Here is a 25,083-nt window from a genome sequence, read left to right as displayed (position 1 = left end):
GTAGTATGTCATGCTTTCATTAGACTAGACATAATTATAGCCCATTTAAACTAGCTTCACATCTAATCAATATATTATATAAATATATATTATTATAATAATTAGTGTTGACAAGGGCTTATCACCATTTTATATTAACGATATCAACAAATACCAATGAGTTTGCCAAGATGAAGCCTTGGATACAGATATCATAAAGAATTCCAAGACATCGCTTAGTTAAACCTCAATAAGGAGATATCAGACCATGACCATGATCAATGTAAATTATCAAGCAGGCCGCATAACGCTTGAACAGCGTCGTCTTTTGGCAGAAGGTTTGACGGATGCAGTTCTCGTTCCAGAGGTAGGTCAATATTGTCCGCCAGCAAGAGAAGGGTTTCAGGTCCATTTCACTGAACGTCCAATAGATTACATGGCAATTGGCGGGCAATTGCTGTCGGATCAGCCAGAACGTGATGTAATTACTATCAATGTTCTGGTGATGGATGGTGACTGGCCTAACGACGTTCGCAAAAAAGTGCTTGAAAATATTCTTGGCAGTTTGACTCAAGTACTTGGCGTACCGGAACCATCCCCGACTTGGTGGGTATCCTTCCAGGTCATTGAAGAAGGCAGCTGGGGTTCTCGCGGCGGCGTGCTCTCCATTCTGGACCTGCTGGATTCAGGAGTCTTTACTGAGGAGAAAATTAAGTCTATCAAGCAAAATATTACACGGGTAACACCGGGAAATCTAACGAAAAAACACCCATAAGGGTGTTCTTCATTTTTCCAAAGTAACACCCTTCAGTTTACATAATCTAATGGCTAGCCAAATCATGCTCCAAAGCTTGAAGAGAAAGGCTATCCCTCGTACTGCCCCCCTCTCCCGGTCTCATATCAAAAATACGATCGACAAATCGATTGACATCCAACAGCATTGCTTTTCGTTCCTCCAAGGTTACACGCGGCACCGAGTAAAGAAGCTTAATCTCAGCATCCGAAAACTTAGCGAACCCAAACAAATTATCGTTCGCCGCGTAGAGCATATCTTTCTGACGTGATATACGAATATAGTCTTCTGACGATCCTGTTGTAAAAATCGAGTAGGCCCTCTTGCCCTCAAGCCCATATACACCATCAGAAGAGCGTATGAGTCCTGTTGTGAACACTCTATCTATATATCCTTTAATAACAGCGGGAAATCCGCCCCACCATACCGGTGAAATAATAATCAAGGCATCTGCCCACAATAAATCCTCCTGTTCTTTTACTATCTCCTCTGGCAATACGTTTGTGACCTTAGCCTCTAAATCCTTTAAGCCTACCGTCGGATTAAATGACATTTGGATTAAGTCTTTTACCTTAACATTCGCCCCTCGTACGTTTAGATGAGCGATCACCTGCTCCAAAATCGCTTTGTTAAAGCTCTTAGGATAAGGGTGACCGTATAGAATATTAATGTTCATCTTCTTCGCCCCCAGAATATTTCCATATGGCTTGTCAAAGCCTTAATGCTAATGTAATGTTAAGCCAAAGGTATCGAAACAACAAGTAGGCATATTTATAGTAGATACTATCAAAAATCATACTAATTGATTTCATAGGGTTTTCTGGGATACAAACGAGGAGGAGATGGAATAAATGAGTGAGAATCTGAATCATTTTACAGATTGCCCCTTAACAAAGGTTCAGAAAATCATTGGAGGCAAATGGAAAATAGTGCTTTTATGGTTTCTGTCCCGTGGTACCAGAAGATTCGGTGAGATTAAACGCGCCTTTCCTGATATCACACAAGCGATGTTAACCAAGCAGCTAAGAGAATTAGAAGAAGACGGGTTTGTGCATCGGGAAGTATTCAAAGAAATCCCTCCCCGTGTTGAATACTCGCTAACAGCTCACGGAGCAAATTTCGTCCCCATATTGCGCAGTATGTATGATTGGGGGGAGGTTCATCTGGAGCACTCGAAAAAATGAAAACCCACTATGACCAATTTTGTCAAAGTAGGTTTAATCCTGTTTCCTCTGGGGGCGAAACAATAGCCGTTTCGTTTACTGTTGTTTTCCAGTTAATGTTCTCACTTTAATAGGATGCAGATTCGCCTCGATTTGAGCCTGTTGCGGTTCATACCACTCTGGTAGCATTAATTTCTGCCCCATAGATTCAGCAGGTTCATCGTTAGCAAATCCCGGTGGATCTGTAGCAATTTCAAATAGGATGCCGCCCGCTTCTCTGAAATATATAGCATTAAAATATTGGCGGTCTATGATTGGAGTCGGCTGATAGCCATAATGCTGGACTGCGCTTCTCCATTCTTCATGTTGTTCGAAGTCTTTTGCACGCCATGCAATGTGATGTACCGTGCCTGCTCCACCAAAGCCTAGACCTATTTTGGCGAGTGGGACATCCACGATGTTGCCGATTTCTCCTACGGACTGATAACGCGCATATTCGGCGTCTTCAGCGATTTTCGTAAATCCGAGTATGCTCTCCAATGCATCCATCGTTCTCTGTGGATTGACACTAAATAGCACGGCACCTCCAAACCCCTTAATTGCTTTATCGGCTGAAATGCCACCGTAAGACCAAGTACTATTCGCTCCCTCTTCACGTTCAACAAGCTCAAGACGTAAACCCTCATTATCCTCGAATTGAAGATATTGTTCAGAAAAACGGCTCGTTTTCGTAACTTGAATATCCAAGCTTTGCAAACGATGCTGCCAAAAATCAAGTGAACCTGGGGGTACTACATACGAGGTTATGCCCACCTGGCCTCCTCCGATTCGCCCTTTGGGAGTTCCTGGTGCAGGAAAAAAGGTAATGATCGTTCCAGGACTCCCTGCATCGTTGCCAAAGTACAAGTGGTAAACCTCAGGAGCATCGAAGTTGATCGTTTTCTTCACTAACCGAAGTCCCAGGACGCCGGCATAGAAGTCGACATTTTCCTGCGGATTACCGGCAAAAGCAGTAATATGATGGATACCTGTAGTTTGAAGTGACATATGAAACCCTCCTTTAATCGTAGGAACCTTTATTTTTTGTTATTGATGACTTTTAATGACCTAAACATCATGTTTTATCTAAGTATTGCATCAATGGAATATGAACCTGCTCCTGTCAACGCAATACCGATTACAACTGCAATAAGAACTAGCGGATATTCATAGCCATTAGCCGTTGCCCAGATCCCGTTTTGGCCATGTACTTTGAAAATTGCTCCGAGCATAGTCGCCGTAATCAACAATGCAGCCAGTGGAGTGAGCAATCCCACAGCAAATAGAGCTCCTCCCAACAATTCCATCAACCCAGCAGCCACTGCCATGAATACTCCGGGCTTAATGCCAATCGATTCCATCCAACCGCCCGTACCCTTTGGACCATAGCCGCCAAACCACCCAAAAAGCTTCTGCGCTCCATGCCCCACCAATAATAATCCAACCACCAAACGTATCAATAACAATCCACTTGCCAACATAAGAATCACTCTCCATATTATATTATTTTAAGATTATTAAATTAGAGATATTAAATAAAATTAAATCTATTGCTTAGCGACTCGAGCCTGTTCTTTTCTAAGTTTTTCAGGAGTAACATCATCTCCATTCGGATCATAGATCGTAGCATTCAAGAGAATGCTTTGTACAGAGCCCCGAAAGATTTGAAGGTATTCTTTGCGAAGATCGGTTTGTTCCATTTTTTCAATTTCAGTCAACCCAACTTCTTTCGCTTTTTTTGCAAGCTGATTAATTCTTTCTAAAATGGTAATCATGTATATACCTCCCTATTCAAAATTTTATGATCACTTTTATCTTTAATTTATTTATCTTGATATAAAGATATAATACTTTTCTATCCGTGTCAATACTTTTTCGAAAAGAAAAGCAGCCAGAACACTTAGAGACACCTTTAAGCTACAAGTTGTGTAAAACCTTTCAACTCAATTACTAGAGCCATAATAAAAAGCCACCAACCAGAATCACGGGCTGATGGCTTTCTTGTCTTACTCAAATGGAGGCGAGGGGAGTCGAACCCCTGTCCGAAGATAACGACACATAAGCTTCTACGGGTGTAGTCACAGTTTTGATGTCACCCGAGTATCGCCCCGTAACCGGCTATACGTTGGGTCAGCCTGATTATCTTCTTCAGCTCACCGCAGGCGGAGATGAGACAGCGTATCCCACTATTTGTTAGCCCCTATCCCTGTCACATGGGCGATGCAGAGTAGAAGCACGCACACAGTTTCTTAGGCTGCGAAAGCGTAGTTGTTTTGTTGTTTGCCGTTTAATAGGCTTTAGCGTTGATGAAGCGGACGCGTCCCCACTACCCGCTACCCATGCTCGAACTATCCCCGTCGAATCCATAAACGCCCCCTTATTATAAAAGGGCTCCACGGATAAATCCGGAAATACCGGAGCATAAGCATGCATAATATCAAAAGCTGAATTCTAAGATTCAACACTCGAACAAAGTTAAAAGCTTTAAAATTGACTACTTCGTTAGTATACCATATTACAGGTCATTACGAAACGAAATGAAGCCATTTAAGCCTTATAAAATAGCACCATTACAGGAACAAGTAACTTCTCCACGTAATTTGTACCATAACCAATAATACAATAACTTATCTCGCAATTTTCTGCTTCTCACGTAAAGCACGTTGGATATCACGTTGTGCATCGCGTTTAGCGGCAGCATCACGTTTATCATACTGCTTTTTACCTCTACCCAGTCCGAGCAAAAGCTTGGCATAACCATTTCGAACATAAATCTTTAACGGAACAATCGTGTAGCCTTCCTGTTTGGACAATCCGATAAGTTTGCGAATCTGCTCTTTATGCAACAGTAGCTTACGCGTACGCGTCGGATCAGTAGGATTATTACGATTACCTTGCTCAAAAGGACTGATATGCATATTGTGAATATGAATTTCGCCATTACGGATCGTAGCAAATGCATCACTTATATTAGAGCGACCATTCCGTAGAGACTTAATTTCTGTTCCCGTTAGCACCATGCCCGCCTCGTAAGTGTCCTCAATAAAATAGTCATGGGAAGCTTTTTTGTTCTGGGCGAGCACTTTCCCGTCTGCCTTCTTACCCATGAATACCACTCCTTATGAATAACGTAATTCACTCTTTAAATCCAGGCATCAAAATCCGGCTACAAAGAGCCACCTAGAAATATATTGTAACAAATTTCAGATGGTAAAAGCAAGAAAGGTCAAGCCTTCTACATTTCTAACTGCACTTATATCACACTTAGAACCAAGCGGCTTCCATCCAATACAGCAGACAGAAACCGCACGTATACCTATGCTTCAAATCAGCTTCATACACTGCAATGAAAGCTCCAGCCTTCAAAGTAAGTAAGCTCTAGCTACCTACTTCTTCTTTTTCCGCACAAAGCCCGCGGTGCTATTGCCGCCACTTCCGCCCTTATTCTTCCGCTTGCGACGTGCTGCGCCTTCACCGTTTGGTCTGGCATCACTACCTGGTGTAGCTGCTCCCCCGATGAAAATACCGCTGGCAGACGTCTTCTTCCGACGCTTGCTTGCCCCGGATGCTGGCGAGTTATACCCGCCCTTGCCACTGCCAAAGCCGAAGCTGCTAGCTGAGCCGGCTCCAGCTCCGTTTCCACCGCCGCGCCCTGAACGACCTGCGGTGCTAATACCTCCGCCACCTACGCCTGAACCAGCTTCTTTAGGCTTCCCGGCAGCATCACGACCGCCTTTACGCTCCCTGCCAGCCTTGTCCTTGCCGCCCTTGCGGTCACGCCCTTCGCGGCCTTTGCCTTTACCACGGCTCTCGCCACGCGCAAAGTCTCCGCCTTGTCCTGTACCGCCCGTCCGTTCACGGCGTTGCCGTTGCTTCATATCGACAAGTTCAAAGTCAATTGTGTAATCTTCCATGTTCACACGTGCGACCCGAACCTTAACCTCATCTCCAATGCGGAACACCTTGGAGGTGCGTTCGCCGATCAACGCCATATGCTGCTCGTCAAAATGATAATAGTCATCCGTAAGCGCACTCAGACGCGTCAGACCCTCCACTGTATTGTCGAGCTCAATGAACATTCCGAAGCTGGTTACACTGCTGATGATTCCCTCGAATTCCTCGCCGACCTTATCCAGCATGTACTCAGCCTTTTTCATCTGCTCTGTATCACGCTCTGCATCCACAGCTACACGCTCACGCTCGGAAGATTGCTGCGCAATATCAGGCATACGTGCAGTCAAATATTCCTGACGCTCGGCTGTTAAAGCCCCGCCATTCTCCAATACCTCACGAATGACACGGTGAATCACCAAGTCAGGGTAACGACGGATCGGCGATGTAAAATGAGAGTAATACTCCGCTGCCAATCCAAAATGTCCTGTCGACTCCGCATCATACTTTGCCTGCTTCATCGAACGCAGCATCATCGTGCTAAGCACGGTTTGCTCCTTCGTACCCTGAATGTCTTCCAGCAACGTTTGCAGTGCACGCGGATGAATGGAATTCCCTCTACCTTTGATCTGATGCCCAAAATTAGCTGCGAAAGCCATAAAGTTTTGCAGCTTCTCTGGATCTGGGTCCTCATGAATCCGGTACAAGAAAGGTACTTTGAGCCAATGGAAATGTTCAGCTACCGTTTCATTGGCCGCCAACATAAACTCTTCAATAATTTGTTCAGCTATCGTACGATCCCTCTTCACAATATCGACAGCTTTACCTTCATCATCAACAATCACTTTGGCTTCATCAAAATCAAAATCAACTGCACCTCGGCGCATTCGATTAGCACGCAGCTTCAATGCCAATTCCTTCATCGTGCCGAATACATCAACCAGATCCTTGTACCGTTCCATCAGTTCAGCATCTTCCTCTTCGAGGATTTTGCGAACGTTAGTGTACGTCATCCGTTCCTTCGTTTTAATCACACTGGTGAAAATATCATGCTTTACAACCTTCATATGCTCATTGAATTCCATCTCACAGGATAAAGTCAGTCGATCCACCTGTGGATTCAAAGAACATATTCCGTTTGAAAGTCGATGTGGAAGCATAGGAATGACACGGTCAACCAAATACACGCTACAACCGCGGTTATATGCCTCCTGATCCAGCTTGGAGTTCTCACGCACATAATAACCTACGTCGGCAATATGAACGCCCAGACGGTAATTTCCGTTCGGCAAGCGCTCTACATTTACAGCATCATCCAGGTCTTTGGCATCCTCACCATCAATGGTAACAATGATCTTATCACGCAGATCGCGCCGCCCCTGACGTACAATCTCTTCTTCTGTAATCGCGTCGGGAGCATTCTCGGCTTCCTCTGTCACTTCATCTGGAAAAGCTTCCGGAAGCTGATGCTTGCGAATAACGGACAAAATGTCAACGCCTGGATCATCCTTATGACCCAAAACCTCCAACACTTCGCCTTCCGCCGCAGCTCGTCCTTCTGGATAGCTCACAATGCGCACAACGACCTTTTGCCCGTTCACAGCTCCGTTGAAGCTATCCTTTGGAATGAAAATATCCCGGTTAATGCGCTTATCATCCGGCAAAACAAAACCGTATGCTTCGTGGCTCTGAAACACGCCTACTACTTGAAGCACTGCGCGCTTCACGATCCGCACAACTTCGCCTTCTAATCGGCCACCCGCAGGTCCCTTCGACGTCACTCTTACCAGTACCGTATCTCCATTCATCGCACTCTTTAAGTCGTTAGCATGAATATATACATCCGGGTGCTCCCGGTCCTCTGGAATCAAAAAAGCAAATCCCTTGGCATGAGCCTGCAAACGCCCACGCTGCAAATCCATCCGTTCCGGCACGCCATAACGGTTTGTGCGGGTCAGCAGAATTTTCCCCTCTTCCTCCAAGGCATTCAAAAGCTTAAGAAATTCACGGAAATCTTCGGCATCCTTAATATCAAAATGCTGCTCCAGCTCCTGGTAAGTCATGGGTTTGTATGCGGTCTCGCGCATAAAATCGAGTAGTTGTTGCTCTGTTATCATAATATTGTCCACCTCGGGTGACCTTTAATTTTCAGTAATAAAATCCGCATGTCCTTGCTCCTGATACAAGGCTCTTAATATACTCATACCCTAGTATACACGAATTTAATCGACGGCATCCCTGCCTGTCCAAAATCTAAAAAAAGCCCCCGTTTCCCGCGAAACGAAGGCTTAAGGTACATATTTATCTTATTTTGCAAAAAATGCAACTAAAACAGAAATGATCATGAAACCCGCACCCAAAACAGCAGTTGCGCGTTGTAAAATCAAATCCATACCGCGAGCTTTTGTCTTGCCGAACAGATGCTCAGCACCGCCAGAGATGGCACCGGACAAACCTGCGCTTTTCCCCTTTTGCAGTAAAACAACCGCAATAACAGCAATCGAGAACACAACGAGCAGCACTTTCAAAAAGATTTCCATGAAAAATCCCACCTCCTGAGCTTATACATCTGTTTTGCAAAACAACACAGCCTCTTTTATGAAAACATGTACATATCATGTTATAAATAGCCGGAGATTAACGCAAAACACTATTTTTATTCTACCACAGCTTCCAGTAGATAACAACAGCTATAGCAAGTCACTCAGCCATTAAGCCTTTGCAAAGTTATAAATTCTCATACACATCCATAATAACAAAAAACAGACCTGCTCGCGGTGGCGAGTAGGCCTGTTTTATTCATGCGTAAAAGCTTTGAGCGTTCAGACTTCATGATCATAAACCATGGGTCAGAGACGCCATCAGCATTTTTGCGCAATATTATTTTTTCAGGTTGTAGAAAGATTTCAGGCCGTGGTATTGAGCCAGTTCACCCAGTTGATCCTCAATGCGGAGCAATTGGTTGTACTTCGCAATACGGTCAGTACGGGAAGGAGCACCTGTTTTAATTTGGCCTGCATTTGTTGCAACAGCGATATCAGCGATTGTGCTGTCTTCGGATTCACCGGAACGGTGAGAGATAACAGCTGTGTATCCTGCACGTTTAGCCAATTCGATAGCATCGAATGTTTCAGTCAGCGTACCGATTTGGTTTACTTTGATCAGGATGGAGTTACCGATGTTTTCATCGATACCTTTAGCCAGACGCTCTGTGTTTGTTACGAACAGGTCGTCACCAACCAATTGGATTTTGTTGCCCAATTTTTCAGTGAGCAATTTCCAACCTTCCCAGTCATCTTCGGAGCAACCATCTTCAATAGTGATGATTGGGTATTTATCAACCCAAGAAGCAAGCAGGTCAACGAACTCAGCAGAAGTGAAGGATTTGCCTTCGCCTTCCAAAGTATATTTTCCATCTTTGAAGAACTCAGTGGAAGCAACGTCCATACCGAGGAATACGTCAACACCTGGTTTGTAACCAGCTTTTTCGATCGCTTCGATAATAGTGGACAGAGCTTCTTCGTTAGATTTGAAGTTAGGAGCAAAACCACCTTCATCACCAACAGCTGTGTTCAAACCTTTGGAGTTCAGTACGGATTTCAGGTTGTGGAAGATTTCTGCGCCTACACGCAGAGCTTCTTTGAATGTAGGAGCGCCTACAGGCAGAACCATGAACTCTTGTACGTCAACGTTATTGTCGGCATGAGCGCCACCGTTAACGATGTTCATCATTGGTACTGGCAATTGTTTAGCATTGAATCCGCCCAGGTAAGTGTACAGTGGCAAGCCCAGAGCTTCAGCAGCAGCGCGAGCTACAGCCATGGATACTGCCAGAATTGCGTTTGCACCCAATTTACCTTTGTTATGTGTACCATCCAATTTGATCATCAGCGTGTCGATTTCTACTTGGTTCACAGCATCCAAGCCGATTACTTCAGGAGCAATAATTTCGTTCACGTTTTTAACAGCTTGCAGAACGCCTTTACCCAGGTAACGGGATTTGTCGTTATCACGAAGTTCTACAGCTTCGTGAGCGCCTGTGGAGGCACCGGAAGGAACGATAGCACTACCGATAGCACCGGATTCCAGATATACTTCAACTTCAACCGTAGGGTTACCACGGGAGTCGAGGACTTCGCGAGCGTACACGTCAGAAATAATAGTCATTTGTACTTAATCTCCTTTGTGAATCATGATTTATTGGTCAAGCCTATACTTATTAAATCAAGCTTACTTGCGGGATGCAATCATAGATTTTCCTGTCATTTCCGCAGGTTGCGGAAGTTGCATCAAATCCAGAAGCGTTGGAGCTACGTCAGCCAGTATTCCATGCTCACGCAAAACGATATTCTCGTCAGTCAAAATGAACGGAACCGGATTCGTTGTGTGAGCTGTGAACGGACGTCCCTGCTCATCAATTTCCATATCCGCATTACCATGGTCGGCAATGATAATAACCACGCCACCTTTGGCTTTAACCGCATCTACAACACGTCCAACACATTCATCCGTCGTCTCTACCGCCTTAATCGTTGGCTCCAGCATACCGGAGTGTCCAACCATATCCGGATTGGCAAAGTTCAGGATAATCGCATCATGCTTGTCGGCTTCGATTTCCTTAACAGCAGCATCCGCTACTTCATACGCACTCATTTCCGGCTGCAAGTCATATGTAGCCACTTTAGGCGAGTTGATCAAAATACGAGTTTCGCCAGGAAGCTCCACATCACGTCCGCCACTGAAAAAGAAAGTAACGTGCGGATATTTTTCAGTCTCAGCAATACGCAATTGCTTCTTGTTGTTTTGAACCAACACTTCACCAAACGTGTTATCCAGATTTTTCGGTTCGTAAGCTACAAAGCCCTCAACCGTTTCGCTGAACAACGTCAGGCAAACAAAGTGCAAATCTTTAGGCCATTTCGGGCCACGGTCAAAACCACGGAAGTCCGCGTTTGTAAATACCTGAGACAGTTGAATCGCACGGTCAGGACGGAAGTTGAGGAAGATAACAGAGTCATTGCTTTCGACCAGCCCTACAGGACTTCCGTCAGCCTTCACAATAACAGTTGGCTCCACAAATTCGTCGAACACTGATTTTTCATACGATTCTTTCAATGCTTCCATTGGATCTGTGTATTGAGGTCCTTCTCCGTATACGATTGCACGGTAAGATTTCTCTACACGTTCCCAACGTTTGTCGCGGTCCATAGCATAATAGCGTCCTTGTACAGTCGCAATTTTACCTACGCCCACTTCTTGAATTTTAGCGATCAGCTGCTGCATGAAGCCTACGCCGCTGTCTGGCATAACGTCGCGTCCATCCATGAAAGCATGAATGTACACTTCTGTTAGGCCTTCTTTTTTCGCCAAGTCCAGCATAGCGAACAGATGGCTGATATGGCTATGCACGCCGCCGTCGGACAGAAGTCCGTACAGGTGAAGTTTCGTGTTGTTCTTCTTGGCATGTTGCACTGCTTTAACCAGTGTTTCATTGTCGTAGAATTCACCTTCACGGATGGACTTCGAAATACGAGTCAAGTCTTGATATACGATACGGCCTGCGCCGATGTTCAAGTGACCCACTTCAGAGTTACCCATTTGTCCTTCCGGCAAACCTACTGCTTCGCCAGAAGCCGTCAGCGTCGTATGAGGATACTGTTGTAAATACCGGTCGTAATTCGGTTTGTTGGCCTGTGCAACCGCATTGCCTTCCACGGTGTCACGCAGTCCGAACCCGTCCATAATAATTAAAGCTACCGGTTTTGGTGCTGTCATCTTACTTCGCCCCCTCAACAAGCGCGATGTACGACGCCGGTTGAAGACTGGCACCGCCCACGAGCGCGCCGTCGATATCGCTTTGACCCAGGTACTCAGTAACATTTTCAGGTTTTACACTACCACCATACTGAATACGTACAGCATTTGCTGTATTTTCATCATACAGCTCTTTAATCAGACTGCGGATATAGGAAATCACTTCATTCGCATCCTGCGAAGTGGAGGATTTGCCTGTTCCGATGGCCCAGATTGGCTCATAAGCAACAACTACTTGTGCAGCCTGATCCTTAGCCAAACCAGCAAAAGCTGCTACAGTTTGCACTTTTACAACTTCTTTGGTTTGTCCAGCTTCACGATCTTCCAGCTTTTCGCCTACACATACGATTGGAGTCAGGTCATGACGGAATGCCGCATGAACCTTTTTGTTCACCGTTTCGTCTGTTTCATTAAAATATTCACGACGTTCGGAGTGTCCGATCACAACGTAGTCTACGCCCAGATCTTTCAGCATTCCGCCGCTAATTTCACCTGTAAATGCACCATCTTCTGCAAAGTGCAGGTTTTGTGCGCCAATTTTAATAGACGTGCCTTTTACTGCTTCAACCAGAGCAGGAAGATTCGTAAATGGTGCGCAAATCACGCTTTCCACTCCTGCAACCTCTGCTTTGCCTTTGATCTCTTCGATGAAAGTTTTAGCTTCTGGTACGGTTTTAAACATCTTCCAGTTACCCGCGATAATCGGTGTTCTCAATGGTTTCAACTCCTAACTATTAGGTGCCCTAAAGCTTTATTCACGCATAGTGCGTTTGATTATTTATCATTCAGTGCAACAACACCCGGAAGTGCTTTGCCTTCCATAAATTCCAGAGATGCGCCGCCGCCAGTGGAGATATGGTCCATCTTGTCAGCCAAGTGGAATTTTTCAGCCGCAGCCGCAGAATCACCGCCACCAATGATGGTGTATGCTTCTGTTGTTGCGCAAGCTTCCGCTACTTCACGAGTACCACCAGCGAAAGGTTCGATTTCAAATACGCCCATTGGTCCGTTCCATACAACCAGTTTGGAGTTTTTGATCACATCTGCATAGATTTTACGTGTTTTTGGTCCGATGTCCACGCCTTCCCAAGCTGCAGGAATGCCGTCGATATCCACAATATCTGTGTTCGCCGTAGCGCTGAAATCGTCAGACACAACAATATCCACCGGAAGATAGAAGTTTTTGCCGAGTTTCTTCGCTTTTTCGATAAATCCAAGAGCTACGTCCAGTTTGGATTCATCCAGCAAAGATTGACCCACTTCATAACCTTGAGCTTTGAAGAATGTATAAGTCAAACCGCCACCAATGATTACGTTATCTGCAATGTTCAGCAGGTTGTCGATCACGTCGATTTTGTCTTTTACTTTGGAACCGCCGATAATGGCTGTAAAAGGACGATCTGGATTCGACAGAGCTTTACCAATAACAGACAATTCTTTTTCCATCAGCAGGCCGGAAACAGCCGGAAGAATATGAGCGATACCTTCAGTGGAAGCATGAGCACGGTGTGCTGCGCCGAATGCGTCATTCACGAAAACGTCAGCCAATTCAGCAAATTGCTTCGCCAACTCAGGATCATTCTTTTCTTCTCCTGCATAGAAACGTACATTTTCAAGCAACAGCACGTCGCCGTTTTGCAGTTCAGCCACTTTCGCTTTAACAGCTTCGCCTACTGCTTCGTCCACTTTAACTACTGGCTTTTTCAGCAGTTCAGACAAACGTACACCAACAGGAGTCAGACGCATGGATTCAACAACCTGACCTTTTGGACGTCCAAAGTGACTCGCCAAAATAACTTTTGCACCTTTTTCAATCAGGTAATTAATCGTTGGCAAGGTTTCACGAATACGCTTGTCATCTGTAATTTTACCGTCTTCGACCGGAACGTTAAAATCTACACGAACAAACACCCGTTTTCCATTCAGTTCTATATCACGTACGCTCTTTTTATTCATCTCCATATTCCTCCGCACCCTTATAATTTTACGAAACAGGAATTTAAGGCACATTTTGATATATAAAGAGCGGAAACAATAACCTGTTTCCGCTCTATGATGTTGCTAATAAGGAAGTTCTTATTTAGCCAGTTTAGCGAAGTATTCCAACGTGCGGATCAATTGTGCAGTGTAGGACATTTCATTGTCATACCAAGCTACAGTTTTCACCAGTTGTTTGTCGCCAACAGTCAGAACTTTAGTTTGAGTTGCATCAAACAAAGAACCGAAAGTAAGACCTTTGATGTCGGAAGAAACGATTTGATCTTCAGTGTATCCATAAGTTTCAGGATCGGAAGCTTCTTTCATCGCTGCGTTGATTTCTTCAGCAGTTACGTTTTTCTCCAGAACTGTTACCAACTCAGTCAGGGAACCTGTAGGTACTGGAACACGTTGAGCCGCGCCATCCAATTTACCTTTCAACTCAGGGATAACCAAACCGATTGCTTTAGCAGCACCAGTTGTGTTAGGAATGATGTTTTCAGCTGCTGCACGAGCACGACGGAAGTCACCTTTAGCATGTGGAGCATCCAAAGTGTTTTGGTCGCCAGTGTAAGCATGAATTGTAGTCATCAAACCTTCAACGATACCAAATTTATCTTGCAGTGTTTTAGCCATAGGAGCCAGGCAGTTCGTTGTGCAAGAAGCACCAGAGATTACAGTTTCAGTTCCATCCAGAATTTCATGGTTTACGTTGTAAACGACAGTTTTCATGTCGCCAGTAGCTGGAGCGGAGATAACAACTTTTTTAGCGCCGCCTTTCAAATGTTTCTCAGCAGCTTCTTTAGTTGTGAAGAAACCTGTGCATTCCAGAACGATGTCTACACCCAGGTCTCCCCAAGGGAGTTCTTCAGGGTTGCGGTTAGCCAAAACTTTAACTTCTTTACCGTTTACTTTGAAGAAGCCATCATGTACTTCTACTTGTCCTTGGAAATTACCTTGTGTTGTATCATATTTCAACAAATGTGCCAACATTTTGGAATCTGTCAAGTCATTGATTGCTACTACTTCAATACCTTCCACGTTTTGAATCCGACGGAAAGCAAGGCGTCCAATACGTCCGAAACCATTAATACCAACTTTAACTGTCATGAGTGAGTTCCTCCCAAAGTTCGTTTAGTTTAGTTTTATATATTCAAGACAGACCCGAAAGCCTGTCAAGACAACACGATTCATAAATCCTATATTAATCATTTAAATAACGACTTACAATCTCAACAGCAGCGCCTTCGTCGGTGACTAGAATGTCTTCTTGCCCGAAACGCAGTACCGCATGAATAGCGGCCGCCTTGTTCTTGCCTCCAGCTACACCTAGAACCGTATCGGTACGCCTAATGTCCTCCAATCGGAGTCCAAGCGTCAGCATTCTGTGAACAACGACGCCATCTTCGTTAAAATAATAACCAAACGATTCGGCTACCGCCCCTTCACTGCTGATCTGGGCAAAGGTTTCGGGATCAAGTTTACGTCTATGTGCCATCGCTATGGCGTTGCCTATCCCGTGAATGATGATACGACTCTCGCGAATCAGGCTCAATATATCCTGAATGTTCGTATCTTCAAGCAAGGAGTTGTAAGCATGATTGCTGAGCAAATCCGGTACATGGAGCAGACGGTATTGAGCGCCGACCTTGCGAGCCATTGTGGAAGCAATTGTGTTGGCCTGCATTTCCATGCTTTCTCCCAAACCCCCGCGTGCCGGTACAAACCACCCACCCTTAAGGGGGCCATTAGAAGGCAATGCCAGTTGTTCCGCCACGTCTGCAATCGTCGTGCCACCTGTTACAGCGACCACATCCTCGTCGTCCATAACACTTAGCAACGCTTTTGCTCCAGCGCGCCCCAGCTCCTGCTTTGTTAACGGAGAAACATCCGAATCCCCTGGAACGACAACCACCTTCCTCAAACCATAGGCTTGACGAATCTGGTCCTCCAATTGGGACAGGCCGAACAAGTTGTTCGCAATCGGCTCCAGCTGTTCCAGCAGATCCAGTCCTGCTTTGCTCACCTTCATGCCTACACTCTCAATCTCAATTAGCCCCTGAGCTTTAAGAAGATCGGTTTCGGCGCGCAACACGCGCTCGGTCATGTTCAGTGAAGCTGCCAGTGTTCTGCGTCCAACAACATCGGACAGCATAATCTGATGCAGGATCGTGTACCTTTTTTTCAAAACATCCATGAGGTCGGGCAGAAGCTGCTTCTGTATTTCTAATATCTTTCGCATGCTTTCCACTCCCGCACACTTCTAAGTTCTGTCTCTAATGCTCTATCTCTAACTGGTCTTAAAACGTCCCGGGATAACTTTTTAAGTCCCACGTATATCTTAACCAATATTTGCTCCATATGCAAGTCTATCTGAACCTATATTTCTCAACCATTTGTCTGAATATGCGCATTTAATAAAAGCTTGCAATTCACTGCTGTATATCATATAATCATCTTTGTTTCCAATTAGCTGTTTAATTAGTTAGTTGTTTGCATTGAATCAACTATGCGCCCGTGGTCCAACGGATATGACGTAGGCCTCCGGAGCCTGAGATCGAGGTTCGATTCCTCGCGGGCGCGCCATTTTAAATGAACGCTTAAATGCTTCTATATAATGTTTTAACCAATAAGAGCGCTGAGGGCTCTTTTTTTTAATCATTAGTTTGACTTTCTTTGACTTTTTGTTTGAAATTGTTTATCATGTGGTTAATACGGTAACAGTTTATAAATAAGGGACGTGTACTCGGCATGTCCACCAAATCCACTAACGATATTTAAGGGAGGTTTTTTGACGTGAGCTATGTTCCTATGGTAGTAGAACAAAGTAACCGCGGCGAACGCGCCTATGACATTTATTCCAGACTGTTAAAGGATCGCATTATTTTGTTAGGCTCGGACGTCAATGACGTTGTAGCCAACTCTATAATTGCGCAAATGCTGTTTTTGGCTGCCGAAGATCCTGAAAAAGATATTCACTTGTATATTAACAGTCCTGGCGGTTCCATTACAGCTGGTATGGCCATTTTCGATACGATGCAATACATTAAACCTGATGTATCTACGATTTGTGTAGGTATGGCGGCTTCCATGGGCGCGTTCTTGCTGAATGCAGGCGCCAAAGGTAAACGTTTCGCTTTGCCAAACAGTGAAATTATGATTCACCAACCTCTGGGTGGTGCACAAGGCCAGGCAACGGATATCGAAATCCGCGCACGCCGCATTCTGAAAATGCGTGATAAACTGAACCGCATTCTCGCAGATCGCACAGGCCAACCACTGGAACGTATTGAAAAAGATACAGACCGTGACTACTTCATGTCTGCTGATGATGCCAAAGAATACGGTATTATTGATAAAGTGCTAACTAGCTCCTCTCCAGAAGGTGTATAAGAGAAAAAATTTGCCTCTCGATAGCTGGTAAATGAAAAAGCTGCTCCGGATGTTATTATCCGGTAGGCAGCTTTTTTGCTTTATTGTTTTTTAGAGTATAGACAGTCCAACTTACTCATTTCTACTATTAAATCTGTCCCGCAAAAGGCTTTCCGCCTTGAGGCAGCAGTTGACCGAACGAGTAGGTAAACTCCGGAATTCCATACGCGTATGGCGCATAATCATACAAATCAAACACGATTGTTACTCCACTGTTCGTCACATAAAAATTCTGATCTGCCGCCAACTCTTTAAATTTACCGAATCCTTCACCAGCCTGAAGCGCATCGATTTTTTTCTTCAAATCAGCATTGAGGAACTTTTTGTAATTTGGATTCGCCTTCAATACGTCAGACAACTGCAGCAGTTTACCATCAGCGAGCGAGAACGTATATCCTTTACGTACCGTCATTCCATGTGCGCCACCCATATACGAGTAATCCTGCATAATCACACTTAGAATACCGTCCTTGTTATAGGCAATTGCAAAATCATTTTCGAAATCATATGGTCTTTCTGTTGTAGCCTCTCCCTCAGCCACCATCTTTTTGCCTGCTGCCAATATACCCTCTGCATGCTTTTTAAGCACATGGTTAATGGCCTGCTCTGCCTCAGGATTCAGCTGGCTGCCGCTGATTTGCGGATACTTAACTTTGTAAGATACCTTCGCATTACTCGAAGCTGGAAGTGTTTGAGACGCAATTGTGATCGGGTTTAGCTGACTTTTACTTAGCGTTACTGTCTTCTGAGCTGCGTTCCATTGAGCATCTATGCCTAGATAGTCTTTCAACAGACTCATAGGAATGTATAGCTTCCCAGCGATCTGTTTGGCATCCATACTACGTGTATTGATTCCATTGACGTTGACGTAGGCATCCGAGGAAGAAGCCATAATGTAAAGTTTATTGTACCCGCTACCTACGGTATAGGTCGTTGCTTTCGCATCATAGCTTACTGGAATCCCCAAGCTGTCACGCAGTGCGGCCACCGGAATCATTGTACTCCCGTTCACTTGAACACCTTTAGCGGGCAACGTTTTACCATTCCATTGGATAGTGATTCCTGGTTGCTGTGTTGCCGCTTGCTGCTGTTTAATCGATGCTGCCTGGATATATGAAACGGGAACAGCTGCAACTCCTGCTAAAATCCCTGCTGCCAGCAGTGCTGAACCCCATTTTTTCGTATGCTTATTCATATTAAGTATTCCTCCTGTTATTATTTCTGTATTGTCTATGTGTAAATAATCACTTTACTTATTATATCTATACCCCATTGTATGTAGTTTACAATCTGTACACTCCCCGATTTCAATCTGTACACCTAATAACCCTTAGCTATGACAGACTCATTACAAAAAGGTTTCGGTATACAAAAAAAGCCAGCAAGCCAGCCTGCGCATGATGCAGGCCGCTTGTGGCTTCGTTTGATGATCTAATATTAGTTCATTTCGTATTGAGCCGACACCTGAACTTTCACTGTTACTTGCCCCGATTGTATGTCTGTCCCGCTACCTGCTAAATCCATGAGCGATTTTGACATGGCATTTTCACGTTGTGTAAAGACTTGTGCTTCTCCGCCATCTACCGTCACATTCACAAGAGCACCTAATCCGCGTTTGGCCGCTTTAGCTACAGCACTGGCTTTAGATTGTGCGCTTCCCAATGCTTTAGTAATGGCTTCTTCCTCATAAGTCGAAGGATCTTCCACCGAAAAACGAACATTATCTACGTTATTGGCTCCGGACTTGGTCGCCTCATCCAACAACTGACCTATTTTATCCAAATCGCGGTATTTAACGGAAAGTGTATGGTTGGCAGTGTAGCCTTTGAGCTTCTGCCCTTCTTTTTCGTTATAGGTGTAGTTAGGCTGTACATAAAACTGGCTGGTCTGAATGTCATCTCCGCTGATGCTCCACTTTTCTTTCAGCAGTTGTGTAACCTTGTTCAATTTTGTAGCATTAGCTTTTTGAGCAGCGGCTGCCGTATTCCCTTCCGATTGTACACCGATAGAGAGATAAGCAATATTGGGCTTTGCCAATACTTCCCCGCTTCCAATCACATTAATTACACCGTTTACCGTCGAAGCTGTTGATCCAGCATAAGCACGCTCTGCCCCTGTCCATAATCCTCCTGCTACTCCCCCTGCTATTAATGCACCTGTGAGAACTGCTGTGGCTACTGTTTTTGTCCAAAGTCTCATTGAATTCAGCCTCTTTCTAGTAAATGTTTGTACCTTCCAGACGGAAAAGACGGAAAAAGGTTGCAGCCAAGCGTACAAATTTCCGAAACAGAGCATGACCACGAGGATTTTCATTATTTATAGTTTGAACTTAATACGGCCTCTATATCCAATAAATCCACAATAAAACAGTTAGCTGAGGAGTGTTCGAAGGATTTTTTTCTGGATATAAAAAAAGCCCCAAAGGGGCTTTTCACTAAGATCATACACTATATTACAAGCAATTCTTTGTTTATTGATTTTCCAGCTCTACCTTACTAACCAGACTTACTAAAGCGTTTACAGCCTGTTCGGCATCCGCACCTTCAGCACTAATATTGATTTCAGTACCTGTGCTGATGGCAAGACTCATAATACCCATGATGCTCTTGGCATTAACCTTTTTGTCATCTTTTTCCACAAAAATCTCAGATGAATATTTATTCGCTTCCTGTACGAACAACGCAGCAGGTCTGGCGTGCAGTCCTGTTTTCAAACGTACGACTACCGGATGTTTTGACATGTCAGCTTACCCCCTCATCAAATAAATCTGGACACTACTTACTCCATTTTATTTATCACATTATAACATTAACCCGGGACAGACACTAGAAAAAAAACTAAAAAAACCGGGGCTAAAAGCCCCACCGACATTCTTTTTACGGAATCAGGCCATTTTCGCCCCTGATTTTGTCAGCCATCTCATCAATTTTGCGAAGCCGATGATTTACACCCGATTTACTCACGACCCCTTTGAGCATTTCCCCGACTTCTTTCAAATTCAAATCGGGATGAGCGAGCCGAACTTCTGCCACTTCACGCAGTTTATCCGGCAAGGTCTCCAAGCCAACTTCTCTCTCCAGCAACTTAATATTCTCAATTTGCCGGACAGCAGCTCCAATTGTCTTGTTCAAATTAGCCGTTTCACAATTGACAATACGATTCACGGAATTGCGCATATCGCGCATAATGCGTACATCTTCAAATTTGAACAAGGCTTGATGCGCCCCAATGATGCTAAGCAGCTCAATGATCTTCTCGCCTTCCTTGATGTAGAGAATAAAACCCTTTTTTCGCTCAATACAGCGAGCATTTAGATGAAACTCATTCGCAAGATCAACGAGTGCCTGACAATGCTCCTCATACATCGAAGAAATTTCAAGGTGGTAAGATGATCCTTCAGGATTGTTGACAGAGCCACCTGCCATAAAGGCGCCCCGTAAATAAGCTCTCTTACAACAGTTTTTCCGAACAATATCCCGATTAATCCCGTCAGTGAACAAGAAACCTTCTGAGACGATATAAAGATCCTTTAGCAGTTGTTGCACATCATTAGGAATACGGACAATGTACACATTATTTTTTTTCAAGCGCATTTTTTTCCGTACAAGCAGTTCGATATGAAGTTGAAAATGCTTCTTGATCAAGGAGTAAATCCGCCTTGCAATCGCGGCATTTTCTGTGGACACGTCCAATATCACCCTTTTATTCGACAGTTGTACGGATCCGAGCATACGTATGAGCGCAGATAGTTCCGCTTTCTCACAGCAGGACTGGCTTTCAATCATCGTAAGCTCTTTTTTCGTTTGTGCCGCAAAGGACAAGGGACTCACCTCCTTCTTAATATCCAGTTTTGTACCAATTGGTAAATATGCTGGCTCAATTTGTCTGCATCATGCCGTAAATACGTGCGGAACAGAACTAATGTATCTGCCACCACTTTATATCCCCGGTCGGTCAGCTCGCCCATGTCTACTTGAACTGGCTTGGCTCCCTGCTCGGCATACATTTCCTGTACTTGGGGTGGAATTTCTCCGTTATTTACAATGACATAGTCGAAGAGATGATGCCCTACATGCTCAAAAATAGCTTGCAGATGGTCTCCTACTGTATAGCCATCGGTTTCACCAGGCTGGGTCATAACGTTACAGACAAATATTTTGATAGCGTCTGATTTCACTACAGCTTCAGCGAGTTTAGGTACAAGCAAATTCGGTAATATGCTGGTATATAGACTGCCGGGGCCAATCAAAATCGCATCAGCTTCATTAATGGCCTCTACAGCCTCAGGCAACGGCTCCACGTGAGTCGGTTCAAGAAAGACGCGTTTGATTCGTCCGCCCGCTTCTGGGATCTTGGACTCTCCGGTAATCACCGTGCCATCCTCCATTTCGGCGCTTAGCACAACGCCTTCCTCGGCTGCTGGCAGCACACGTCCCCGGACAGCAAATACACGGCTAAGCTCACGCACCGCCGTTACAAAATCTCCCGATATATCGGTCATCGCTGCTAAAATCAGATTGCCCAGACTATGGCCTGACAATCCTGATCCCGCACCGAAACGGTATTTCAGCATATCTGACATCACTGGTTCCACGTCAGCCAAGGCAGTCAGCACATTGCGAATATCCCCTGGGGGGGGCATCTGCAGCTCACTGCGCAAAATCCCGGAACTTCCGCCATCGTCAGCGACTGTAACAATAGCCGTAATATCTAGCGGCTTTTGCTTTAAGCCCCGCAGCATGACGGACAAGCCGGTTCCGCCGCCCATAACAACTATACGTGGGCGCTCCCGTTGTGATCCGGTCTCTTTCATGATTTCACCTCATTAATGCCGGTCCCGATCAGCATCCCGATGCGAAACAGAAACAGATTCTGTCTCGCTGGCACCCAGCATTTTTCCTAAATACTCCGATATTGCAACAGAACGATGCTTACCGCCAGTACAGCCAATGCCGATAATGACCTGGCTTTTGCCTTCTTTGCGATATTGCGGAATCAAAAAGTGTAACATATCCAGCAACTTGGTCAAGAATGCCTGAGTCTCGGGCCATTTCATGACATAATCATATACATCGCTATCCTGTCCAGTGTGGGGACGTAGTTGATCCACATAGTGGGGATTAGGCAGGAAGCGCACATCGAATATAAGATCGGCATCAATGGGAATACCATACTTGAAGCCAAAAGAAGTAATGTTCACGGAAAGCATACTGCTCTCCAGATGAGAAAATCGTGAAATAATCCTTGCCTTTAAAGTTGCAGGCTTCATCACACTTGTGTCAATAACCTGTGTAGCCGAGCTTTTTAGTTCTTCCAACATCTTGCGCTCCAACCGAATCCCATCCAAAGGCATACCGTCTGGAGCCAGCGGATGACGTCTACGACTTTCCTTATACCGCTGTACGAGAACGCCATCATTCGCATTTAAGAATAAAATTTCACAATGAATCGTAAAATGATCTTTAATATAATTCAACGATTCCGACAAGGCAGTGAAAAATTCTCGTCCGCGTAAATCAATGACGAGTGCAACCTTGCCTATTTTACCATTAGACTGCTCAATCAACTCTGCAAATTTGGGAATCAGTACAGGGGGCAAATTATCAACACAGAAGAAGCCCAAGTCTTCCAGGCTCTGAACCGCAATGGTCTTCCCTGCGCCTGACATCCCCGTAATAATAATGAGCGTTGCCCACGGCGCAGCATTTTTTAGGTTATCTGTCATATGGACTTCCCTCTCCTTTTGCTTCTTCGCTCTATGCCAGTACCCGTATTATCAGTAACCTGTGGTCAGGAGCGTAGCAGCAACCCTGCAGCCCCTACAACACCCGCGTCATTGCCTAACACCGCTGGTACGATATATACACCTTTTTGAAGCGGTTCAGGTGCCAGCTTGGCGTATACGCGACGCATCTCTTCAAACAAAAAGTCGCCTGCTTTAGAAACACCGCCGCCTATAATAAACAACTCTGGATTAAGCACAGCGGCAACCGCTGCCATGGATTTCCCCAAATAAAAGGCAGCCCGGTTCACAATACGCAGCGCGACTTCATCCCCGGCTTTAGCAGCATCAAATACTTCCTTGGCGGCAATTTGATCCTCCAGCGCCAGAGAGGTCCGGTCGCCACGTTCCACAGCATCCTTGGCCATACGAATGATGCCTGTTGCAGAAGATACAGTTTCCAAGCAACCCATTTTGCCGCATCCACACTGAATTGCCTCCAGATCAGGTACGACGCTGATATGACCAATTTCCCCGGCCATGCCTGAAGAACCTTGGTATATTCTACCGTTTATAATAATACCGCCACCTACTCCTGTTCCCAGGGTATAGCATACGCAGTTTTCGATGCCTTTGCCTGCACCAGCCCAAGCCTCACCTAGCGCAGCAACATTCGCATCATTGTCTATTTTCACAGGCTTGCCAATCCGGTTCTCTAGGAGCGCACGGATCGGTACGTCACGAAAGCCAATATTAGGAGCGAGGACAATAATACCATCACGAACATTCGTAAAACCTGCAACGCCTGCACCGACACCCTTGAGTTGATCCCACTCATAAGGAGATTCCTCAACAATGTGCCGCACATATTTTTCGATATTACCAATGACAACATCTACACCTTTATCGGTTTCGGTTGGTCCCTCGTATGTGTGCAAAAGCTGTCCGTTCTCATTACAAATGCCTACTTTAATCGCTGTACCGCCCAAATCGACACCCACATAGATACTTTCAGACATGTTCCAAGCCACCTTTATGTTTACTTAAAAACCTGGTATGAAATATATGCTTATAATTCCTACTTCATAATAGTAATCCTACGTTCCAACTATAATTGAAGCCCTCGTTACGGTCAAGGACACTTCCTTGTTGAAAAGTGTACGATTAGAGGAACTTTTAACCTTATGCACCCATAAAAAGGAGAAAGCCTGTGCAAACGCAGCAGGCTTTCTCTTCCTGAACAAAAGATGCGGCATAACAGAGGTTCCTTCGCTCTCCCGTTAGCCTTTTTGTGTACTATAGACACGCTTTTATTGATCCAGTGTTTCGCTCCAGTCGTGAACAGCACTGCCTTCGAGATATTTCTCGCAGTCCATAGCCGCCATACAGCCCGTTCCCGCAGCCGTAATCGCTTGACGGTAACGATTATCCTGTACGTCCCCACAGGCAAAAACTCCGGGGATGTTCGTTTCCGTTGTGCCTGGCTTCACTACAATATAGCCGTGTTCATCGGTATGGATTTGTCCGTTCAGGAAACCTGTATTCGGTGTATGCCCGATGGCTACGAACACGCCATCTACCTCAATCAGCTCATCCTGATTGGTCTCATTATTGTGTACCTTCAAACCCTTTAAACCAGATTCTCCCGTCACAACTTCCAGAGGAGTCCGGTTTAATGCCCAATGTACTTTTTCGTTCTCACGCGCGCGATCTTGCATAATTTTGGATGCCCGCAACTCATCGCGACGATGGACCAAGGTTACACTGGAAGCAAAACGGGTCAAGAAGCTCGCTTCCTCCATGGCTGAATCGCCACCGCCAACCACGACAATCTTTTTCCCGCGGAAAAAGAAGCCATCGCAAGTTGCGCAAGTGCTGACTCCGCGACCTACATTGTCCTGCTCACCCGGAATACCAAGATATTTGGCGGACGCACCTGTAGCAATAATGACCGACTCCGCCTCAATGATGCCTTTACCCTCTACCTTCACTTTAAAAGGACGTTTGCTAAAATCCACTTCCTCTACCCAACCGGAAGTAAATTCAGCGCCAAAACGTTCAGCCTGCTTGCGCATATTATCCATCAGTTCAGGCCCGAGGATACCTTGCTCAAAACCCGGAAAATTTTCAATTTCGGTCGTTGTAGTAAGCTGCCCACCGGGCTGCATCCCTTCAATGATCAGCGGATTCATGTTAGCACGTGCCAAATAAATAGCCGCTGTGTAGCCTGCAGGACCTGTACCAATAATTATGGATTTATACATACGTTTGTT

Annotated in this window: 24 protein-coding genes, 1 tRNA gene and 1 other RNA gene; 4 read left to right on the top strand and 22 right to left on the bottom strand. The window is 45.1% G+C overall.

Annotated elements, in window-relative coordinates:
* Positions 1 to 247: 247 nt before the first annotated feature.
* The gene (locus MHH57_RS01030) at positions 248 to 754 is read left to right on the top strand and encodes a tautomerase enzyme (protein ID WP_165149346.1); all 507 of its coding nucleotides are present in this window, start codon (positions 248 to 250) and stop codon (positions 752 to 754) included.
* 46 nt (positions 755 to 800) lie between these two features.
* Here the strand turns inward: MHH57_RS01030 and MHH57_RS01025 are convergent, their stop codons facing one another.
* Positions 801 to 1,448: an NAD(P)H-dependent oxidoreductase gene (locus tag MHH57_RS01025; RefSeq protein ID WP_165149348.1), complete on the bottom strand. Its 648-nt coding sequence runs from the start codon at positions 1,446 to 1,448 to the stop codon at positions 801 to 803.
* A 175-nt stretch (positions 1,449 to 1,623) separates the two neighbouring features.
* Between MHH57_RS01025 and MHH57_RS01020 the strand changes: the two genes are divergently transcribed.
* Entirely contained in the window at positions 1,624 to 1,956 is a 333-nt protein-coding gene (locus MHH57_RS01020) for a helix-turn-helix domain-containing protein (RefSeq protein WP_340931164.1), read from the top strand.
* A 75-nt stretch (positions 1,957 to 2,031) separates the two neighbouring features.
* On the opposite strand, the gene MHH57_RS01015 is transcribed toward MHH57_RS01020, so the two are convergent.
* From MHH57_RS01015 to MHH57_RS00955, 13 genes are all read right to left on the bottom strand, one after another.
* Entirely contained in the window at positions 2,032 to 2,982 is a 951-nt protein-coding gene (locus MHH57_RS01015; protein WP_165149352.1) for a ring-cleaving dioxygenase, read from the bottom strand.
* Between the two features lie 74 nt (positions 2,983 to 3,056).
* Positions 3,057 to 3,455, bottom strand: a complete 399-nt coding sequence (locus MHH57_RS01010) for a DoxX family protein (RefSeq protein WP_029516933.1) — start codon at positions 3,453 to 3,455, stop codon at positions 3,057 to 3,059.
* A 66-nt stretch (positions 3,456 to 3,521) separates the two neighbouring features.
* Positions 3,522 to 3,749: a DUF896 domain-containing protein gene (locus MHH57_RS01005; RefSeq protein WP_029516934.1), complete on the bottom strand. Its 228-nt coding sequence runs from the start codon at positions 3,747 to 3,749 to the stop codon at positions 3,522 to 3,524.
* 237 nt (positions 3,750 to 3,986) lie between these two features.
* Positions 3,987 to 4,351, bottom strand: a transfer-messenger RNA (tmRNA) gene (gene ssrA, locus MHH57_RS01000).
* A 250-nt stretch (positions 4,352 to 4,601) separates the two neighbouring features.
* Positions 4,602 to 5,081 carry an SsrA-binding protein SmpB gene (smpB, locus tag MHH57_RS00995; protein WP_013308270.1) on the bottom strand — a complete coding sequence of 160 codons (480 nt, stop codon included), beginning with the start codon at positions 5,079 to 5,081 and terminating at the stop codon, positions 4,602 to 4,604.
* Between the two features lie 279 nt (positions 5,082 to 5,360).
* Positions 5,361 to 7,982, bottom strand: a complete 2,622-nt coding sequence (gene rnr, locus MHH57_RS00990) for a ribonuclease R (protein WP_342434709.1) — start codon at positions 7,980 to 7,982, stop codon at positions 5,361 to 5,363.
* Positions 7,983 to 8,171: 189 nt separating this feature from the next.
* Positions 8,172 to 8,405: a preprotein translocase subunit SecG gene (secG, locus tag MHH57_RS00985; RefSeq protein ID WP_103048372.1), complete on the bottom strand. Its 234-nt coding sequence runs from the start codon at positions 8,403 to 8,405 to the stop codon at positions 8,172 to 8,174.
* Positions 8,406 to 8,745: 340 nt separating this feature from the next.
* On the bottom strand, positions 8,746 to 10,032 hold the full coding sequence (gene eno / locus MHH57_RS00980) for a phosphopyruvate hydratase (RefSeq protein ID WP_013308266.1): 1,287 nt from the start codon (positions 10,030 to 10,032) through the stop codon (positions 8,746 to 8,748).
* Between the two features lie 63 nt (positions 10,033 to 10,095).
* Complete coding sequence (gene gpmI, locus MHH57_RS00975; RefSeq protein WP_013308265.1) at positions 10,096 to 11,640, bottom strand: 2,3-bisphosphoglycerate-independent phosphoglycerate mutase; 1,545 nt, start codon at positions 11,638 to 11,640, stop codon at positions 10,096 to 10,098.
* A 1-nt stretch (position 11,641) separates the two neighbouring features.
* A complete protein-coding gene (tpiA, locus tag MHH57_RS00970) occupies positions 11,642 to 12,394 on the bottom strand; it encodes a triose-phosphate isomerase (protein ID WP_023986490.1) in 753 nt (250 codons plus the stop codon).
* Positions 12,395 to 12,453: 59 nt separating this feature from the next.
* Positions 12,454 to 13,635, bottom strand: coding sequence for a phosphoglycerate kinase (locus MHH57_RS00965; RefSeq protein ID WP_029518988.1), 1,182 nt, complete (start codon positions 13,633 to 13,635; stop codon positions 12,454 to 12,456).
* Positions 13,636 to 13,755: 120 nt separating this feature from the next.
* The gene (gene gap, locus MHH57_RS00960) at positions 13,756 to 14,766 is read right to left on the bottom strand and encodes a type I glyceraldehyde-3-phosphate dehydrogenase (protein WP_023986488.1); all 1,011 of its coding nucleotides are present in this window, start codon (positions 14,764 to 14,766) and stop codon (positions 13,756 to 13,758) included.
* A 94-nt stretch (positions 14,767 to 14,860) separates the two neighbouring features.
* Positions 14,861 to 15,898, bottom strand: a complete 1,038-nt coding sequence (locus MHH57_RS00955) for a sugar-binding domain-containing protein (RefSeq protein ID WP_029518990.1) — start codon at positions 15,896 to 15,898, stop codon at positions 14,861 to 14,863.
* Positions 15,899 to 16,167: 269 nt separating this feature from the next.
* On the opposite strand from MHH57_RS00955, the gene MHH57_RS00950 reads away from it, so the two are divergent.
* Both MHH57_RS00950 and clpP read left to right on the top strand, forming a co-directional pair.
* A tRNA-Arg gene (locus tag MHH57_RS00950) sits at positions 16,168 to 16,242 on the top strand.
* Between the two features lie 210 nt (positions 16,243 to 16,452).
* Complete coding sequence (gene clpP, locus MHH57_RS00945) at positions 16,453 to 17,049, top strand: ATP-dependent Clp endopeptidase proteolytic subunit ClpP (RefSeq protein ID WP_013368815.1); 597 nt, start codon at positions 16,453 to 16,455, stop codon at positions 17,047 to 17,049.
* Positions 17,050 to 17,176: 127 nt separating this feature from the next.
* On the opposite strand, the gene MHH57_RS00940 is transcribed toward clpP, so the two are convergent.
* From MHH57_RS00940 to trxB, 8 genes are all read right to left on the bottom strand, one after another.
* Positions 17,177 to 18,283 carry a DUF4163 domain-containing protein gene (locus MHH57_RS00940; RefSeq protein WP_069012119.1) on the bottom strand — a complete coding sequence of 369 codons (1,107 nt, stop codon included), beginning with the start codon at positions 18,281 to 18,283 and terminating at the stop codon, positions 17,177 to 17,179.
* A 242-nt stretch (positions 18,284 to 18,525) separates the two neighbouring features.
* Complete coding sequence (locus tag MHH57_RS00935) at positions 18,526 to 19,287, bottom strand: SIMPL domain-containing protein (protein ID WP_342434708.1); 762 nt, start codon at positions 19,285 to 19,287, stop codon at positions 18,526 to 18,528.
* Positions 19,288 to 19,558: 271 nt separating this feature from the next.
* Complete coding sequence (locus MHH57_RS00930; protein ID WP_013308257.1) at positions 19,559 to 19,828, bottom strand: HPr family phosphocarrier protein; 270 nt, start codon at positions 19,826 to 19,828, stop codon at positions 19,559 to 19,561.
* 136 nt (positions 19,829 to 19,964) lie between these two features.
* Positions 19,965 to 20,909 carry a DNA-binding protein WhiA gene (whiA, locus tag MHH57_RS00925; RefSeq protein WP_029518996.1) on the bottom strand — a complete coding sequence of 315 codons (945 nt, stop codon included), beginning with the start codon at positions 20,907 to 20,909 and terminating at the stop codon, positions 19,965 to 19,967.
* Between the two features lie 5 nt (positions 20,910 to 20,914).
* Positions 20,915 to 21,901 (bottom strand): YvcK family protein, encoded by a 987-nt coding sequence (locus MHH57_RS00920; RefSeq protein ID WP_023986485.1) that lies wholly within the window; start codon positions 21,899 to 21,901, stop codon positions 20,915 to 20,917.
* 12 nt (positions 21,902 to 21,913) lie between these two features.
* Complete coding sequence (rapZ, locus tag MHH57_RS00915; protein ID WP_013308254.1) at positions 21,914 to 22,813, bottom strand: RNase adapter RapZ; 900 nt, start codon at positions 22,811 to 22,813, stop codon at positions 21,914 to 21,916.
* 65 nt (positions 22,814 to 22,878) lie between these two features.
* The gene (locus MHH57_RS00910; protein ID WP_029518997.1) at positions 22,879 to 23,829 is read right to left on the bottom strand and encodes an ROK family glucokinase; all 951 of its coding nucleotides are present in this window, start codon (positions 23,827 to 23,829) and stop codon (positions 22,879 to 22,881) included.
* Positions 23,830 to 24,120: 291 nt separating this feature from the next.
* Positions 24,121 to 25,074 carry a thioredoxin-disulfide reductase gene (gene trxB / locus MHH57_RS00905; protein ID WP_029518998.1) on the bottom strand — a complete coding sequence of 318 codons (954 nt, stop codon included), beginning with the start codon at positions 25,072 to 25,074 and terminating at the stop codon, positions 24,121 to 24,123.
* Positions 25,075 to 25,083: the final 9 nt, after the last annotated feature.

The sequence above is a fragment of the Paenibacillus sp. FSL H7-0442 genome (genome assembly GCF_038593105.1).
Lineage (GTDB): Bacteria > Bacillota > Bacilli > Paenibacillales > Paenibacillaceae > Paenibacillus > Paenibacillus polymyxa_D.
Note: the sequence above shows the minus strand (reverse complement) of the source record. Positions and strands in the feature narration are given on the sequence as shown.

Excerpts from the sequence above, each read along its gene's own strand:
- MHH57_RS01025 (WP_165149348.1), bottom strand. The coding sequence starts at position 1,448 with ATGAACATTAATATTCTATACGGTCACCCTTATCCTAAGAGCTTTAAC.
- rapZ (WP_013308254.1), bottom strand. The coding sequence starts at position 22,813 with ATGACAGATAACCTAAAAAATGCTGCGCCGTGGGCAACGCTCATTATT.
- MHH57_RS01020 (WP_340931164.1), top strand. The coding sequence starts at position 1,624 with ATGAGTGAGAATCTGAATCATTTTACAGATTGCCCCTTAACAAAGGTT.
- MHH57_RS00935 (WP_342434708.1), bottom strand. The coding sequence starts at position 19,287 with ATGAGACTTTGGACAAAAACAGTAGCCACAGCAGTTCTCACAGGTGCA.
- secG (WP_103048372.1), bottom strand. The coding sequence starts at position 8,405 with ATGGAAATCTTTTTGAAAGTGCTGCTCGTTGTGTTCTCGATTGCTGTT.
- trxB (WP_029518998.1), bottom strand. The coding sequence starts at position 25,074 with ATGTATAAATCCATAATTATTGGTACAGGTCCTGCAGGCTACACAGCG.
- MHH57_RS00940 (WP_069012119.1), bottom strand. The coding sequence starts at position 18,283 with ATGAATAAGCATACGAAAAAATGGGGTTCAGCACTGCTGGCAGCAGGG.
- gap (WP_023986488.1), bottom strand. The coding sequence starts at position 14,766 with ATGACAGTTAAAGTTGGTATTAATGGTTTCGGACGTATTGGACGCCTT.
- gpmI (WP_013308265.1), bottom strand. The coding sequence starts at position 11,640 with ATGACAGCACCAAAACCGGTAGCTTTAATTATTATGGACGGGTTCGGA.
- rnr (WP_342434709.1), bottom strand. The coding sequence starts at position 7,982 with ATGATAACAGAGCAACAACTACTCGATTTTATGCGCGAGACCGCATAC.
- MHH57_RS00910 (WP_029518997.1), bottom strand. The coding sequence starts at position 23,829 with ATGTCTGAAAGTATCTATGTGGGTGTCGATTTGGGCGGTACAGCGATT.
- MHH57_RS00965 (WP_029518988.1), bottom strand. The coding sequence starts at position 13,635 with ATGAATAAAAAGAGCGTACGTGATATAGAACTGAATGGAAAACGGGTG.
- MHH57_RS00930 (WP_013308257.1), bottom strand. The coding sequence starts at position 19,828 with ATGTCAAAACATCCGGTAGTCGTACGTTTGAAAACAGGACTGCACGCC.
- MHH57_RS01010 (WP_029516933.1), bottom strand. The coding sequence starts at position 3,455 with ATGTTGGCAAGTGGATTGTTATTGATACGTTTGGTGGTTGGATTATTA.
- MHH57_RS01030 (WP_165149346.1), top strand. The coding sequence starts at position 248 with ATGACCATGATCAATGTAAATTATCAAGCAGGCCGCATAACGCTTGAA.
- smpB (WP_013308270.1), bottom strand. The coding sequence starts at position 5,081 with ATGGGTAAGAAGGCAGACGGGAAAGTGCTCGCCCAGAACAAAAAAGCT.
- MHH57_RS01005 (WP_029516934.1), bottom strand. The coding sequence starts at position 3,749 with ATGATTACCATTTTAGAAAGAATTAATCAGCTTGCAAAAAAAGCGAAA.
- MHH57_RS01015 (WP_165149352.1), bottom strand. The coding sequence starts at position 2,982 with ATGTCACTTCAAACTACAGGTATCCATCATATTACTGCTTTTGCCGGT.
- eno (WP_013308266.1), bottom strand. The coding sequence starts at position 10,032 with ATGACTATTATTTCTGACGTGTACGCTCGCGAAGTCCTCGACTCCCGT.
- MHH57_RS00920 (WP_023986485.1), bottom strand. The coding sequence starts at position 21,901 with ATGAAAGAGACCGGATCACAACGGGAGCGCCCACGTATAGTTGTTATG.
- MHH57_RS00955 (WP_029518990.1), bottom strand. The coding sequence starts at position 15,898 with ATGCGAAAGATATTAGAAATACAGAAGCAGCTTCTGCCCGACCTCATG.